Source organism: Fusobacterium ulcerans ATCC 49185, from assembly GCF_900683735.1.
Lineage (GTDB): Bacteria > Fusobacteriota > Fusobacteriia > Fusobacteriales > Fusobacteriaceae > Fusobacterium_A > Fusobacterium_A ulcerans_A.
Window position 1 is genome coordinate 555,232 of sequence record NZ_LR215979.1, and the last position, 16,088, is coordinate 571,319.

Annotated in this window: 13 protein-coding genes; 3 read left to right on the top strand and 10 right to left on the bottom strand. The window is 31.1% G+C overall.

The window, feature by feature from the left end; translation table 11 throughout:
* Positions 1-12 precede the first annotated feature (12 nt).
* The 10 genes from lon to rimP all read right to left on the bottom strand — a co-directional run bounded on the left by lon (position 13) and on the right by rimP (position 12,079).
* Positions 13-2,322, bottom strand: a complete 2,310-nt coding sequence (gene lon / locus E0E45_RS02545; RefSeq protein WP_130889710.1) for an endopeptidase La — start codon at positions 2,320-2,322, stop codon at positions 13-15.
* A gap of 13 nt (positions 2,323-2,335) precedes the next feature.
* Entirely contained in the window at positions 2,336-3,586 is a 1,251-nt protein-coding gene (clpX, locus tag E0E45_RS02550; protein WP_130889711.1) for an ATP-dependent Clp protease ATP-binding subunit ClpX, read from the bottom strand.
* Positions 3,587-3,597: 11 nt separating this feature from the next.
* Positions 3,598-4,173, bottom strand: coding sequence for an ATP-dependent Clp endopeptidase proteolytic subunit ClpP (clpP, locus tag E0E45_RS02555; protein WP_096403579.1), 576 nt, complete (start codon positions 4,171-4,173; stop codon positions 3,598-3,600).
* Positions 4,174-4,280: 107 nt separating this feature from the next.
* On the bottom strand, positions 4,281-5,567 hold the full coding sequence (tig, locus tag E0E45_RS02560; protein WP_130889712.1) for a trigger factor: 1,287 nt from the start codon (positions 5,565-5,567) through the stop codon (positions 4,281-4,283).
* Between the two features lie 14 nt (positions 5,568-5,581).
* Positions 5,582-7,300, bottom strand: coding sequence for a single-stranded-DNA-specific exonuclease RecJ (gene recJ / locus E0E45_RS02565; protein WP_232044044.1), 1,719 nt, complete (start codon positions 7,298-7,300; stop codon positions 5,582-5,584).
* A gap of 7 nt (positions 7,301-7,307) precedes the next feature.
* Positions 7,308-7,655, bottom strand: a complete 348-nt coding sequence (rbfA, locus tag E0E45_RS02570; protein WP_130889713.1) for a 30S ribosome-binding factor RbfA — start codon at positions 7,653-7,655, stop codon at positions 7,308-7,310.
* A gap of 45 nt (positions 7,656-7,700) precedes the next feature.
* A complete protein-coding gene (infB, locus tag E0E45_RS02575; RefSeq protein WP_130889714.1) occupies positions 7,701-9,944 on the bottom strand; it encodes a translation initiation factor IF-2 in 2,244 nt (747 codons plus the stop codon).
* A gap of 20 nt (positions 9,945-9,964) precedes the next feature.
* The gene (locus E0E45_RS02580) at positions 9,965-10,492 is read right to left on the bottom strand and encodes a DUF448 domain-containing protein (protein ID WP_130889715.1); all 528 of its coding nucleotides are present in this window, start codon (positions 10,490-10,492) and stop codon (positions 9,965-9,967) included.
* Positions 10,485-11,570 (bottom strand): transcription termination factor NusA, encoded by a 1,086-nt coding sequence (gene nusA, locus E0E45_RS02585; RefSeq protein WP_005981730.1) that lies wholly within the window; start codon positions 11,568-11,570, stop codon positions 10,485-10,487. The genes E0E45_RS02580 and nusA overlap by 8 nt, the downstream gene beginning before the upstream one ends.
* Before the next feature lie 29 nt (positions 11,571-11,599).
* Complete coding sequence (gene rimP / locus E0E45_RS02590) at positions 11,600-12,079, bottom strand: ribosome maturation factor RimP (RefSeq protein WP_130889716.1); 480 nt, start codon at positions 12,077-12,079, stop codon at positions 11,600-11,602.
* 572 nt (positions 12,080-12,651) lie between these two features.
* On the opposite strand from rimP, the gene glmS reads away from it, so the two are divergent.
* The 3 genes from glmS to E0E45_RS02605 are packed head-to-tail and all read left to right on the top strand — an operon-like array spanning position 12,652 to position 16,033.
* Positions 12,652-13,071 carry a methylaspartate mutase subunit S gene (gene glmS, locus E0E45_RS02595; protein ID WP_130889717.1) on the top strand — a complete coding sequence of 140 codons (420 nt, stop codon included), beginning with the start codon at positions 12,652-12,654 and terminating at the stop codon, positions 13,069-13,071.
* A gap of 56 nt (positions 13,072-13,127) precedes the next feature.
* Positions 13,128-14,534 carry a methylaspartate mutase accessory protein GlmL gene (glmL, locus tag E0E45_RS02600; protein ID WP_130889718.1) on the top strand — a complete coding sequence of 469 codons (1,407 nt, stop codon included), beginning with the start codon at positions 13,128-13,130 and terminating at the stop codon, positions 14,532-14,534.
* Between the two features lie 26 nt (positions 14,535-14,560).
* Positions 14,561-16,033: a methylaspartate mutase subunit E gene (locus tag E0E45_RS02605; protein WP_130889719.1), complete on the top strand. Its 1,473-nt coding sequence runs from the start codon at positions 14,561-14,563 to the stop codon at positions 16,031-16,033.
* The last annotated feature ends 55 nt before the right edge of the window (positions 16,034-16,088 follow it).

Below are 16,088 nucleotides of genomic sequence, written 5' to 3' on the forward strand. Positions count from 1 at the left end.
TCACTTAAAAAATTATTTGTCTGCAAAAACCAGTTTTTCTACATCATCATATGTTTTAGCAAAGTGGATAGTCATAGTTTTTGCTACTTCCGAAGGAATATCACTTTCATCCATTCTGTTGTCATCAGGAAGAATAACTTCTCTGATACCAGCTCTGTGAGCTCCTATAACTTTTTCTTTTACTCCACCTATTGCAAGGACATCTCCAGTAATAGTAACTTCACCAGTCATTGCTATATCTTGTCTTACCTGTCTTCCAGTAAGAACAGAAAGTATAGCTGTAACAATAGTTATACCAGCAGAAGGACCATCTTTAGGTGTTGCTCCTTCTGGGAAATGAAGATGTATATTCTTCTTTTCAAAGAATTCAGGGTTTTCTAATTTATATTTATCAAGGTTAGCTTTTACATAAGTAAATGCAACTTGAGCTGATTCTTTCATTACATTTCCTAATGTTCCTGTTAAAGATATATCTCCTTTACCAGGGATAGAAACGCCTTGTACTTCAAGGGTAACTCCCCCTACAGAAGTCCATGCTAATCCATTTACTACACCTTGTTTAGGTTGTTTTTCTTTAGCTTTTTCAGGTCTGAATTTAGGTTTTCCTAAAAGTTTTTCAAGACTTGAACTTTTTATTGTAAATTTCTTTTTCTTTTGTTCAACTACTTCTCTAGCTATTTTTCTGCATAGAGTTATAATTTCTCTTTTTAAATTTCTTACCCCAGCTTCTCTAGTATATTCATCAATAATTTTCATGATAACATTATCAGGAATATGAATATCATAATCTTTAAGACCGTTTTCTTCTTTAGCTTGTTTAATAAGGTAATTTTTAGCTATATGAAGTTTTTCAAATTCTGTATATGAAGAAATATTAATTATTTCCATTCTATCTCTTAAAGGAGGAGAAACAGTTCTAAGATCATTTGCTGTTGCTACAAAGAATACTTTTGAAAGGTCAAAAGGCATATCAATGTAATGATCTTCAAAATGGCTGTTTTGCTCAGGATCAAGAACTTCAAGCATAGCTGAAGCTGGATCTCCTTTGTAATCATTAGACATTTTATCTATTTCATCAAGTAAGATAACAGGATTCTTAGTTCCAGCATCTTTCATAGCTTTAATAAGTTTTCCAGGCATAGAACCAATATATGTTCTTCTATGTCCTCTTATTTCAGCTTCATCTCTTACACCACCAAGAGAAACTCTTACAAATTTTCTTCCCATAGCATCAGCAATAGATTTAACAAGGGAAGTTTTTCCTATTCCAGGAGGTCCTGCAAGACAAAGAATTCCACCTTTCATATTAGGATTAAGTTTTTTTACAGAAAGATAGTCCAAAACCCTGTTTTTAGCATCTTTTAATCCATAATGATCTCTTTCTAAAATTTCATTAGCTTTTTTTAAGTCAAGAATATCTTTAGTAGATTTTTCCCATGGAAGATCAAGTACAGTTTCAATATAGTTTCTTGATACTGTTGCTTCAGCAGAGAATGGTGGCATTTTAGAAAGTTTTTTCATTTCAACATCAAGTTTTTGTTTAACTTCTTTAGGAAGTTTAGCTTTCTTCAACTTTTCAACAAGATCAAGCATATCATCATCTTGTGAATAATCTCCTAATTCTTCTTTCATAGCAGATATTTTTTCTTTTATGTAGTAAGCTTTTTGAGCTTCATTCATTTTAGTTTTTACTTTATCATCTATTTTTTTCTCAAGAGAAGCTATTTCCATTTCATTAGTAAGAAGTTCTAATAGCTTATATCCTCTTTCTTTGATATCAAATATTTCTAAAAGTTCCTGTCTTATTTCACTTTTTACAGGAAGGTTAGATGAAATGATATCAAAAGCATTGTTGATATCTTTGATTCCTTTTAAATTAACTAAAAGTTCTGAAGATATCTTTCCAGTTAGTCCTACATATTTTTCAAAATAGCTTAAAACTTTTCTATATACTGCTTCAGTTTCTTTAGTTTTTCCATTAGTACATTTTAAGATTTTATATGTAGCTTTATACTCTGTCTCCCCAGCATCAATATCTTCTATGATTACTCTGTCTTCTGCTTCCACTAACACTTTTATATTATTGTTAGGCATTTTGACTATTTGAAGTATATTTACTATTACTCCAACATTGTATATATCTTCAGGAAGATCAGGGTTTTCTTTAGATGGATCCATCTGCATTCCCAGTACTAATTTACTTTTGCTGTTTACAGCTGATTCTAGTGTATTGATACTTTTTACTCTACCTACATATATAGGTGTTACTATACCTGGGAAGATAACTAAGTCCCTAGTAGGTAAAAATAGTGTTTTACTCATAAAGTTATCCCTCCTAATTTTTTTGTTCTTTTTCAATAATAGCCTTTGTTGAATCAAGGACAGCTTCTTCTCCAATTATAACTTTAGATATAGAATCATCAGAAGGAACTTCGTACATTAATTCAAGCATAGTTTGTTCTATTATTGCTCTAAGACCTCTTGCTCCTATTTTTCTTTCAAGAGCAAGAACGGCGATTTTTTTTAGTGCTTCTGGAGTAAATTCCAAATCTACCCCTTCTAAATCAAACAATTTTTTATATTGTTTGACAATTGCGTTTTTAGGCTCTGTAAGTATTCTGATAAGAGCTTTTTCATCAAGATCTTTTAAAGTAGTTATAACAGGGAGTCTTCCTACTAATTCAGGAATTATACCTTGTCTTACCAAATCTTCAGGTAAAACTTTTATAAATACTTCTCCAACCTTTTCTTCAGTTTCACTTTTAACATCAGCACCAAAACCTATAACTTTTTTATTAGTTCTTGATTTTATAATTTTTTCAAGTCCTTCAAAAGCTCCTCCTACTATGAAAAGGATATTTGCTGTATCTATTTCAATAAGTTCCTGATTAGGATGTTTTCTTCCACCTTGAGGAGGAACTTGTGATTTAGTACCTTCTATTATTTTTAGAAGAGACTGCTGTACACCTTCACCAGAAACATCTCTTGTAATAGACACATTTTCTGATTTTCTTGCTATTTTATCTATTTCATCTATATAAATAATACCTCTTTCAGCAGCATCTACATCATAATCAGCTGCCTGCAGAAGTCTTACTAATACATTCTCAACATCATCTCCTACATATCCTGCTTCAGTAAGAGTGGTAGCATCAGCTATTGCAAAAGGCACACTTAAGCATCTTGCAAGTGTTTGAGCCAGAAGAGTTTTACCAGAACCAGTTGGTCCAATTAAAAGGACATTAGACTTTTGTAACTCTACATTATTATCCTCTTCACCATAATTATTTTTATCTAATATTCTTTTATAATGATTATATACAGCAACTGAAAGGATTTTCTTTGTTTCATCCTGTCCAATTACATATTCATCGAGTTTTTCTTTTATCTCCTTTGGTGTCAAAAGAGAATCTGTTGATATATCTTCTGGAAGTTTTTCTCCCATTTTTTCGTTAGAAAGTTCAAGGATATCAAAACAGCTTTCTATACATCTGTCACAGATAAGAGCTCCATCTATTCCACTGAATAATTTAGAAACTTCATTTTCAGTACTTCCACAGAAGGAACATCTAGCTTTTTTACTCATATCATTCTCCTTTATTTTTTAAAGACTTGATCAATAAGACCATAATTTTTTGCTTCTTCAGCTGACATATAATTATCTCTTTCTGTATCAGTTATGATTTCTGAAAGCGACTTTCCTGTGCAGTCAGCCAATATTTGAGACAGCATTTCTTTCATTCTTAAAATTTCTTTTGCCTGTATTTCTATATCTGTAGCCTGACCTCTTGCTCCGCCTAAAGGCTGATGAATCATTATTCTAGAGTGTTCTAAAGCATATCTTTTTCCTTTTGCTCCAGCACCTAAAAGAAGAGCACCCATACTTGCTGCCTGACCAATACAGACAGTTTGTACATCAGGTTTAATATAGTTCATGGTATCATATATAGCCATTCCTGCTGTTACCACTCCACCAGGACTATTTATATACATAATGATATCTTTGTCAGGATCTTCAGCTTCAAGAAAAAGAAGTTGAGCTACAATTGCATTTGCCACGTTATCATCTATTTCTGTTCCTAAAAATATTATTCTATCTTTTAAAAGTCTTGAATATATATCATAGGCCCTTTCTGATCTACCTGTACTCTCTACTACTGTTGGACTATACATAAATATTACCTCCTTAAATAAATAACAAAATGATAGATTTCTCAATTATTCAGTTATTTATTTAAGCTATAGGAAGCAGCTAGCTGCTTCCTATAGTATTATAATTATTATTTTGCAGTTTCAACTAAAAGATCAATAGCTTTTTGCATCATACATTCACCTTTTAATGTATATTTAAAGTTATCATAGTTATTATGAGTTTTTAATTCTTCTTCTAATTTAGCTAAATCCATTCCATAGTATTTAGCAACTTCTGTCATTTTAGCAGTAATTTCTTCTTCAGAAACTTCTAAATTTTCAGCTTTAGCTATAGCTTCAAGTATAAGATCTACTTTTACTTTTCCTGCAGCCATAGGAGCGATTTGATTTTCTAATTTAGCTCTGTCCATTCCAGTCATTTGTAAGTACATATCCATTCCTATACCTTGAGCTGAAAGTTGGTTTTCCATTTCAGAAATTCTGTTTTTAACTTCAGTAGCTACCATTGAAAAAGGAACTTCTACTTTTGAATTAGCAGCAACTTTATCTAGTAATTTACCAATGTACCCATTTTTAATTCTAGCTTCTTCTCTAGCTTTAATTTCTTCAGTTTTTTTAGTTTTAAGATCTTCAATAGATTCAAATCCTAATTCTTTAGCTAGTTCTTCATTTAATTCTGGAACAACAAGTTTTTTGATAGCGTTGATTTTAACTTTGAAAACAGCAGGTTTTCCAGCAAGGTCAGCAGCATGATATTGCTCAGGGAAAGTTACATTAATTTCTCCCTCTTGTCCAGTTGTATAACCAACTAATTGATCTTCAAAATTGTCAATAAACATTTTAGAACCTAATTTTAAAGTATGAGATTCAGATTTTCCTCCTTCAAAAGGAACACCATCAACAAATCCTTCAAAAGCAAGATCAACAGTATCTCCCATTTCAGCTTTATGTTCAGCTTCAGTATCTTCTAATTTAGACTTGCTGTTTACCATGATTTCAAGTTCTTTATTTAAAACTTCTTCTGTCATTTCAAAAGTTTCTTTTTCAGCTTCCAAACCTTTATATTCTCCTAACTCAACTGTTGGATATACATCAACTTTGAAAGTAAGATCAAAAGAATCATTAAGGTTAGTTACTAAACTGTGGATATAACTGATTGGCATGATATTTTCAGCTTTTACTACTTCTTCATAGTATTTATGTAAAACTTTTTCAGTAACTTCCTCTTTCAAAGCATCTTTAAATTGAGCTTCAACTTTGTCTAAAGGAGCTTTTCCTTTTCTGAATCCAGGAACTTCAGCTTTACTTGCAAGTTCTCCTAATACCTCATTTTTAATAGGGCTTACTTCTTCTGCAGTAAGAGAAATTTTGATTTCTACTGCTGAATTTTCTAATTTTTTGATTTCGTGTTTCATTTTTCCTCCTTGATCTATTTAGTAAAAATTTCATAAAAATCATCTTTTATTTTAATATCTTTTATCCTAATTTGAAAAATTTCTTCTCCTCTATACAGAGTTTTTTCAGGATAATAAACAATATCAAACTTTTGAATATTGGCTTCTATTTCATTTATTTTGTGACCTAGATCGAATGCTACCATATGGTAATTTTTTCCATTTTTCCTTATCATTCCATTAAAATGTCTTTCATCTACACCAAATTTTTTTATATTTTCAAAGGAAAGATCTCTATCAATGAATAAAGGATGTGGATTTTCAAGACCATATGGAGATATACTTTCCATAGTCTCAAACATATCTTCATCAATGTTTTCAATAGAGTATTCTATATCTATCTTCAAACTCTTTTTTTCTTTTTCTATTTTTATATTTTCTATACTTGCTTCAAAAATGTTTTTAACCTCATTAAGATTTTCAGCTTTTACTATGAAACCAGCAGCCAGATCATGACCACCAAATCTGACAAGTTTTTTACCCATTTTCTGAAAAATATTAAAAACACTTATTCCCTTTACACTTCTGCAAGAAGCTTTTCCAATTCCATCTTTAAAAGCAACAAGTGTTACAGGGATGTTGTATTTTACACTTAATCTTGAAGAAACAACACCAATTACTCCAGGATGCCATTTTTCAGAACTTAAAAATATACATTTTAGATTTTTTATTCCTATTTTTGCAATTTCATGATTAGCTTCATCATATATATTTTTTTCAAGTTCTCTTCTTTTCTTATTTGATTTTTTCATTTCCTCTATTATATTATATATTTCAAAATCATCCTCTTTTAAGAAAAAATCAGCTCCCATTTTAGAAACACCTATTCTTCCAAGAGAATTAATTAGAGGAGATATAAAATAACTTACATCAGTTGTGTTTATAGTTTTATTTTGAAATTTAAGATATTTTAAAAGATACATAAGTCCTTTTACTTTGGTTTTTTTCAAAGCTCTGAGACCTTGTTTTATTATTATTCTATTTTCATCTGTCATAGGAACAACATCAGCAACAGTACCAATCATTACTATGTCCATGTATTGATATAGGTTTTTTATATCAGCTTTCAGCTTTTGATAAACACCTTGAGCTACTTTTAGAGCTACTCCTGCTCCAGATAAATATTTAAATTCATAGGTATCGCTTAATTTGGGATTTAAGAGAAGGAGATGATCATCTTCCTCCTCTTTTATACTTTTGTGATGGTCAGTAACAATCACATCTATCCCTAAACTTTCTGCATATTTTACATCTTCTATGGAATTAACCCCAGTATCAACAGTGATAACTAGTTTTCCATTTTCTTTGTTAATAAAGTCAATGGTTTTTTTATCCAGTCCATAACCTTCTTCCATCCTGTTGGGAATGTAATAGTCTACTTCTATCCCAATGTTTCTGAAGACTAGAACAAGAAATACAGCTGCTGTTATTCCATCAACATCATAATCTCCATAAATAAAAACTTTTTCCTTTTTTTCTCTTTTTTCTAAAATTTTATCTACTACTTTTTCCATTTTTTCAAATTTGAAAGGGTCTCTAAAATCAGAAATTTTTGGGCTTATAAATTCATCTGCTTTTTTTCCATCTTCAAAGCCTCTATTGAGTAATAAGGTAGTAAGTAATCTATTCTTCTTCCATTGAGCAGCCTTAGTATCAATAAGAGTCTGAGGTAGCGAACTATATTCCCACTGCATTATACCACTACCTTTTCAAATCATTTAAAAGTTTTGATATTTTAACTGCATGTTCGATAGAGTCATCTATTTTAACTCTTATTTCAGGGATATATCTAATTTCGATCTCTTCAGCTACTCTCTTTCTTAGAAATCCTTTTATTTGATTTAATCCTTCTAAAACTTCATCAGTATTTACATTTTCTTGTCCCATTATACTAAAAAATACATCTGCAAATTTTAAGTCCTCAGTGACATGAACACTTGTAACTGATACAATACCTTTTATTTTTGGATTTTTTACTTCTTCAAGAAGAGCTTGAGATATAACTCTAGCCATTTCTTTTTCTATTCCTGCTAATCTTTGTCTTTTCATTTTACATCACTCTCTTTCTATATGAACTATTGATCTAGTTATTTCTTATTTCAGAGTTCTTTTGATTTCTTGAATTTCAAACGCCTCAACAATATCTCCTTCTTTGATATCGTTAAAGTTTTCTACTCCAAGACCACATTCTTGTCCTGCAACTACTTCTTTAGCATCATCTTTGTATCTTTTTAATGAAGAAAGTTTTCCTTCATACATAACTATTCCATCTCTTAGTATTCTGATGTTTGAGTCATTTTTAACTTTTCCATCAACAACAACACATCCAGCTATGTTTCCAACTTTAGAAACTTTAAATACTTTTTTGATTTCAATTCTTCCAAGATATATTTCTTTGAATTCAGGTTCAAGCATACCAGTAAGAGCTTTCTCTATATCTTCAGTAATATGATAAATAATATTTGAAGTTCTTATTTCAACACCATTAACGTCAGCCTCTTTTATCGCTTTTGTAGTAGGTCTTACATGGAAACCTATTATAATAGCATTTGAAACTTCAGCAAGTTTAACGTCACTTTCTGTAATTGCTCCAGAAGCAGCTTGAATAATATTAACAGCAACTTCATTAGTAGAAAGCTTCATTAATGATTCTCTTAAAGCTTCTACTGAACCTCTAGAATCTGCTCTCAATACAAGGTTAAGCTCTTTAAGATTTTCATGGTCAAATTGTTCTGATAATGATTCAAGAGAGATAGTTTTCTTGCTTGTTTCAGAAAGTTTTCTCTCTTTAGCAACTTCTTCAACAATTCTTTTTGCATGTTGTTCATTTTGAATGACATACATAGTATCTCCAGCTTGAGGAACTTGATTGAAACCAATAATTTCAGCTGGTTGAGAAAGTTCAACTTTTTCAACTCTTTCTCCTCTATCATTAATTAATGCCCTTACTTTACCATAAACTTCACCAGCAACAATAACATCACCTATTTTTAATGTACCTTCTTGAACAAGAATATCTGCAATAGGTCCAACTTTAGGATCAAGTTTAGATTCAAGAACAACTCCCTTAGCTCTTTTCTTAGGGTTAGCTTTAAGTTCAAGAATTTCAGCTGTAATAAGTATAGTATCAAGTAATGTATCAAGGTTTAATTGTTTTTTAGCAGATACTTCAACGAATTCAGTATCTCCTCCCCACTCAATAGAAACAAGTCCATGTTCCATGAGTTCTTGTTTTACTTTTTGAGGATTAGCTTCAGGTTTGTCAATTTTATTTACTGCAACAATAATAGGAACATTGGCAGCTTTTGCATGTGATAGAGCTTCTATTGTTTGTGGCATAACTCCATCATCTGCAGCAACTACTAAGATAGCAATATCAGTAACTTGCGCTCCTCTAGCTCTCATATCAGTAAAAGCCTCATGACCAGGAGTATCAACAAAAGTAATTTTTTTACCACTCTTAATAACTTGGTAAGCTCCAATTTTTTGAGTAATTCCACCATCTTCTCCAGATACTACATTACTTGCTCTGATGGCATCAAGCAATGATGTTTTACCATGGTCAACGTGTCCCATGATAGTAATTACAGGAGGTCTTTCTACAAGATCTTCATCTTTATCTTCAAGCTCAAGAGCAAATTTTTCTCCAAATTCTAATTCTACTTCTTCTTCTTTTTCAACTAAAGCATCATAATCCATAGCTATTTCTTCAGCCATTTCTATAGATATAGGGCTGTTAATAGTAAGCATTTGGCCTTTGAGGAAAAGTTTTTTGATTATTTCAGCACTTCCTACACCAAGTCTTGATGCAAAATCACCTAAAGTGATTTCTCCTCTTACTTTGATTATTTTTACTCCATCTTCTTCAATAGTTTCAGAACCAGCATTATCTACAGTTTTCATAACAAAGTCAGTTCTTCTTCCTTTTTTCTTTTTATTCTTTTTAGATTTTTCATCATCATTACTAGTTTTTTCTCCAGAAGCTGGCTTAGCTCCCTTCCAAGTTTTCTTATCTTTTCCAATTTTTATTTGTTGAGATTTTTTACCATTACCTAGTCCTTCCTCTTCAAATATATCATCTGTTTCTGCTTCTATTTCTACAACCTTTTTATTCAAACTATCTCCCTTTCCATTTGAAGTCGTTTTTTCAGGCTTCACAATTACATCTTCTTTATTATTCATATTTTCAAAATATTTATCTATTTTTTTCACATCTTCTTCAGCTAAACCAGATAAATGAGAAGAAACTGTAATTTTAATATCATCTTTTAAAAGATTTAAAAATTCTTTATTTCCCATATCATATTTTTTAGCTAATTCATGTACTCTTACTTTCATTAATTACCTCCTAAATTAGGTTAATTTATGAGGCCACGGGCTATTTTTTTATTTTTGACACCAACAACACTTACTTCATCTTTGCCAAAAATGTCTCCAAGTTGGTTTTTATTACCAAAATAAACAAAGTTTATATTTAGCTCTTTAGCTTTAAGGAGAAGTTTTTTTTCATTTTTCTCGCTTATATCTTGAGCCAAAACTAAGAAATGAGTATGTTCTATCTCATCTAAAACCATGTTCATTCCAAAAGACAAAACTTGTGAATTTTTCATTGCCTTTAAAATATTCAAATAGTCCTTTTCTCCCTTTTTTAAAAGATTCAACATCTTCATCAGGTCATCTGTGTTCATCTTTATCTTCTTATGCTTAGCAAGCCTTTGAAGACATTCATGAGTTTTACAGACATAGTAGCCTCTGCTTTGCTGTTTCTGTTTTTCATCAAAAACATACTTATCTTCCCCTGTTTTAACCAGTCTAAATAAATCTTTTTTATTTTTTTTATCTTTGCAGATTAAACAAGTTCTTTCTGGAAAGTCCTGATTACTCACTTTGTTCTCCTTCTAAAGAGTCTTCTTTAGAACTATTCTCAGTTTTTATATCAACTCTCATACCAGTTAATTTGGCAGCAAGTCTAGCATTTTGACCATTTTTACCAATAGCCAGAGATAATTGTGAATTATCTACAATAACTCTTGCTGTATTTTCATCTTCAATAACTTCAACACTTTTTACTTTTGCTGGACTCAGTACCGCTGAAACGAATTCTTCAACAGATTCTTTCCAAATAACAATATCTATTTTTTCTCCATTTAATTCATTGACAATATTTTTTATTCTAAGACCTTTTTGTCCAATACATGCTCCAACAGTATCAATGTTAGGATCAGCTGAATATACAGCAACTTTAGCTCTTGAACCAGCTTCTCTGGCAACTGCTTTTATTTCTATTAATCCAGAAGTGATTTCTGGAATTTCAAGTTCAAACAATTTTTTTAATAGACCTTCATGCTTTCTAGAAATAACTATTTTAGGGAATTTATTAGTTTTTTCAACTTCAGCTAAAAACACTTTAAGTCTTTCACCTACTCTATAAGTATCTGCAGGAGATTGTTCAGTAGTTGGAAGTATAGCTTCTATACCATCAAATTCAACAAATATATTCTTTTTCTCATCAATTCTTCTTATGATACCATTTATAATATCATTTTCTTTTCCTTTGAATCTATCATAAATATATTGTCTTTCAGCTTCTCTTACTTTTTGAATAACTATTTGTTTTCCATTTTGAATAGCATTTCTTCTGAACTCTTCACAGTTGATTTCTATTCTTACTATGTCACCAACTTTTACTCTTTTTTTAATTTCCTGAGCATCATCAAGAGAGATTTCGATAGCAGCATCATAAAGGTCTTCAGTTTCTACAACCGTTTTAACTTCATAAAGCTTTACATCACCAGTTTCTCTGTTGATTTCAACTTCAACATTTTCCTCTTCACCATGATTTTTTTTGTAAGCTGCCAAAAGAGCTTGTTCAACAGTTAAAAGAAGATTTTCTTTGCTTATTCCTTTTTCTCTTTCTAATTCATCTAGTGCTTCTAAAAAAACTTTAGCATCTTTACTTTTCATATTATTTTCATTACCTCCTGAAAATTCTATTAAAATTCTTCAAATTCATAAACAAGATTGGCTTTTCTTACTTCTGAAAAGGGAATTTCCATTACTTTTTCATCATTTATTTCTAAATATATAATACTATCTCTACAATCTGCAATTATTCCTTCAAAATTTTTATTCTCATCGACTTTATGCTTAAGACTTAATTTTGCTTTCTCACCTTTGAACCTGATATAATCCTCCATTTTTTTTAAGGGTCTTTCAATTCCTGGAGAAGATACTTCTAAGAAGAATCTTTGCTCAATGAGTTTGTCTATATCTTCATCTATTTTATTACTGATAGCTGCACAATCTTCAAGAGTTATATCACCTTTTAAATTTTCGACATATATTCTCACATACCAATACCCACCATCTTGAAGGTATTCAATATCAACAAGAGATAACGCCATTTCATTTACCACAGGAGTAACAATGGTTTCAATTTTTTTCAAAATATTTTCCTTGTTATTTTTTTCCATAAAGTATGTATTCACCTCACTTTCAAGATAACTACTAAAGAGGGAGTGGACTAAAAACCCACTCCCCTACATTAGCTAGTATAATTTATTTTCAAGATATTATAACACACATTCTTGAAAAAATCAAATTTAACTAAGGGAAGTTTCATTGAAAAACATAGACAGGCAAAGGGAAAAGAGATAAAAGTAAAGATTGTTTTTAAATTCAATTAAAAAAAGAACTTTTAGAAAATGATTATGTAAAAGAAGTAATCAGAAAAAATGTTAATTAAAAATCTTGTTTTGAGTATTTTTTATTCAGAAATGAAAAAAAACATATATTTTTTATAATTTTGAAATATATTTTTTACAACATAAAAAAGGAAAATTAACTTGAAATAAGAATCTGTTAATTAGTAATTTAAAAACATTAACAAATATTTAACAAAACTGTATAAAATAGCAAGTTTGATATATTTTATTAAAAAAATAAATTTTTATCATTCATATTATTAATAATGCTTGATTTTTTACAAAAAAGAGGTATATTATTATTAAAGTTTAAATATCATACACAGAGGAGGCTATTTTTCATGGAAAAAAATGGAAAAAAAGTTGTAATTGGAGTTATTGGATCAGACTGTCACGCAGTTGGAAACAAAATTATTCATCACGTTTTAGAGTCTAACGGATTTGAAGTAGTAAACATTGGAGTTTTATCACCACAAGCTGACTTTATCAACGCAGCTGTTGAAACTAGTGCTGATGCTATAATAGTTTCTTCTTTATATGGGCATGGGGAACTAGATTGTCAAGGAATGAGAGAAAAATGTAAAGAAGCAGGACTTAACGACATCATCCTTTATGTAGGTGGAAACATTGTTGTTGGAAAACAAGTTTGGGAAGAGGTAGAAGAAAGATTTAAAGCTATGGGATTTGATAGAGTTTACAGACCAGGAACTCCTATTGAAGATACTACAGAAGATTTAAAGAAAGATTTGGGAATTGCTTAATTTTTAGTCAATTAGAAATTTTCAAAAATATTTTACAATAAAAGAGAGTGGTTGTTATGAAAGTTTATCTAGCCATAGATTTTGGTAGTACTTATACTAAACTTACTGCTATAGATATGGATAATGAAGTTATTTTAGCGACAGCAAAAGATATTACTACAGTTGAAGAAGACATCATGATTGGATTTAATAAGGCTTATGAAAAATTAAAAGCTACAATAAAAGAAAAGATGGATTTTGATTCTGTAGAGTTTGTAAGTAAAACTGCATGTTCGTCTGCTGCTGGTGGATTGAAGATGGTAGCCATAGGACTTGTACCTGAACTTACAGCTGAAGCTGCTAAAAAAGCTGCTCTGGGAGCTGGAGCAAGAGTAATAAAGACATATGCTTATGAACTAAATCACAGAGAACTTGAAGAGATCAAGGCTACTCCTCTGGACATAATATTATTAGCTGGTGGAACAGATGGTGGTAATAAAGACTGTATCATTCATAATGCTAAAATGATTGCAGAGTATAAACTTGATGTGCCAGTTGTAGTTGCTGGTAACAAAGCAGCTATTGACCAGGTGGAAGCTATTTTTAAAGAAAATGAAATAGACTATTTTATAACTGAAAATGTAATGCCAGTAATAAATAAACTTAATGTTGAACCTTCTCGTGAGGAAATCAGAAAAGTTTTTATGAGTAGAATAGTGGAAGCTAAAGGAATGAAAAATGCAGAAGATTTTATAAAAGGTATACTGATGCCTACTCCAGCAGCAGTTTTAAAAGCAGCTGAAGTGCTTGCAGAGGGTACTGATGATGAAGATGGAATAGGAGATTTAATAGTAGTAGATATTGGGGGAGCAACCACAGATGTTCACTCAATAGCTAAAGGAGAACCTACCAAACCTTCTATCATGATAAAAGGTTTGGAAGAACCATTTGCTAAAAGAACTGTAGAGGGAGATCTTGGAATGAGATACTCATCAGTAGCTCTTTTAGAAGCAGCAGGAACAAGAAAAATAAGAAACTATTTACATGATTCATTAAAGCAGATTGATGTAAAAGCTGCATGTCAATATAGACATGATCACATCAAAATGGTGCCTCAAACTGAAGAAGAAATTAGATTTGATGAGGCAATGGCAATGGCAGCTACTGAAATTGCGATGACAAGACACTGTGGAGTATTAGAATGTGTTTATACTCCTATGGGAACAATGTTTAATCAAAGTGGAAAAGATTTAACTGAGGCACCTTATGTTATTGGAACAGGAGGAGTTATTATTCATAGTCTAAATCCTCAAGGAATATTAAAAGCTGGAAATTTTAGTGAGCAGGATCCTGTTCATTTAAAACCTATGTCTCCAAAGTTCCTTGTAGATAAAACATATATACTGTCATCAATGGGACTATTAGCTCAAGATTATCCAAATTTAGCTGTTAGAATAATGAAAAAATATCTAGTCGAAGTATAAGAAATTATAAGGAGGAATATTTAAATATGAAACTTAAATTTAAAAAATGGACTGAAGAAGAGTTCTTCGCAGTAAGAGAAGAAGTTTTAAAAGGATGGCCTACAGGTAAAGAAGTAAACTTAGAAGAAGCTGTGGCTTATCATAAAGCATTACCAGAATCAAAAAGCTTCTCTAAAAAATTAGTAGATGCTAAAAATGCAGGAATTACTCTAGCTCAACCTAGAGCAGGGGTTGCTTTAATAGAACAACATATAGAATTATTAGACTACTTAGACAAAGTTGGAGGAGCGGATTTGCTTCCATCAACTATTGACTCTTATACAAGACAAAATAAATATGAAAACTGTGAAAAAGGAATAGAAGAATCTAAAAAAGCTGGAAGATCACTTCTTAATGGATTCCCAGGTGTAAATCATGGAGTTACTGGATGTAGACAAGTTGTTGAAGCTATTGATCTACCTCTACAAATGAGACATGGAACTCCAGATGCTAGATTACTTTCAGAAATTATGATTGCAGCTGGATTTACTTCTGATGAGGGTGGAGGAATCAGTTATAATGTTCCTTATGCTAAATCAGTTTCTCTAGAAAAAACTCTAATTGACTGGCAATATGTTGACAGACTAGTTGGATGGTATGAAGAACATGGAGTATCAATTAACAGAGAACCATTTGGACCATTAACTGGGACACTAGTTCCTCCATCAATGTCAAATGCTGTCGGAATCCTTGAAGGATTACTAGCTGCTGAACAAGGAGTTAAAAATATTACTTTAGGATATGGACAATGTGGAAACTTAATCCAAGACGTTGCTGCTATCAGAGCATTAGTTGAGCAAGGAGAAGAGTACTTTAAAGAGTATGGATATAATGATATTGATTTAACAACTGTATTCCACCAATGGATGGGAGGATTCCCAGAAGATGAAGCTAAAGCATTTGGAGTTATCTCTAATGGTGCTTCTGCTGCTGCTCTTGCTGGAGCTACAAAAGTTATTGTTAAAACTCCTCATGAAGCTATTGGAGTTCCTACAAAAGAAGCTAATGCAATGGGAATCAAAGCTACAAAAATGGTTCTTAATCTTCTTAAAGGACAAGCATTATCAATGTCTCCAGAATTAGCAAAAGAAATCGATGTTATTAAAGCTGAAACTAAATGTATTTTGAATAAAGTATTAGAATTAGGAGAAGGAGACTGGGCTGTTGGTGTAGTTAAAGCTTTTGAGCAAGGGGTACTAGATGTTCCATTTGCTCCATCTAAATATAATGCAGGTAAAATGATGCCAGCTAGAGATAATGTAGGTAAGGTAAGATATCTAGCTGTTGGAAATGTTCCATTAAGTAAAGAATTAGTAGACTTTAACTTAGCTCAATTAGAAGAAAGAGCTAAATTTGAAGGAAGAGCAGTAGGATTCCAAATGACTGTTGATGATATATTCGCAGTAGGAAAAGGAACTCTTATTGGAAGACCTGAAACTGAACATATGAAAAACAATTAATTCGATTAGTGAATAAAATTTGTAGAAATCATAGTATAAAATTGATATGATAAAT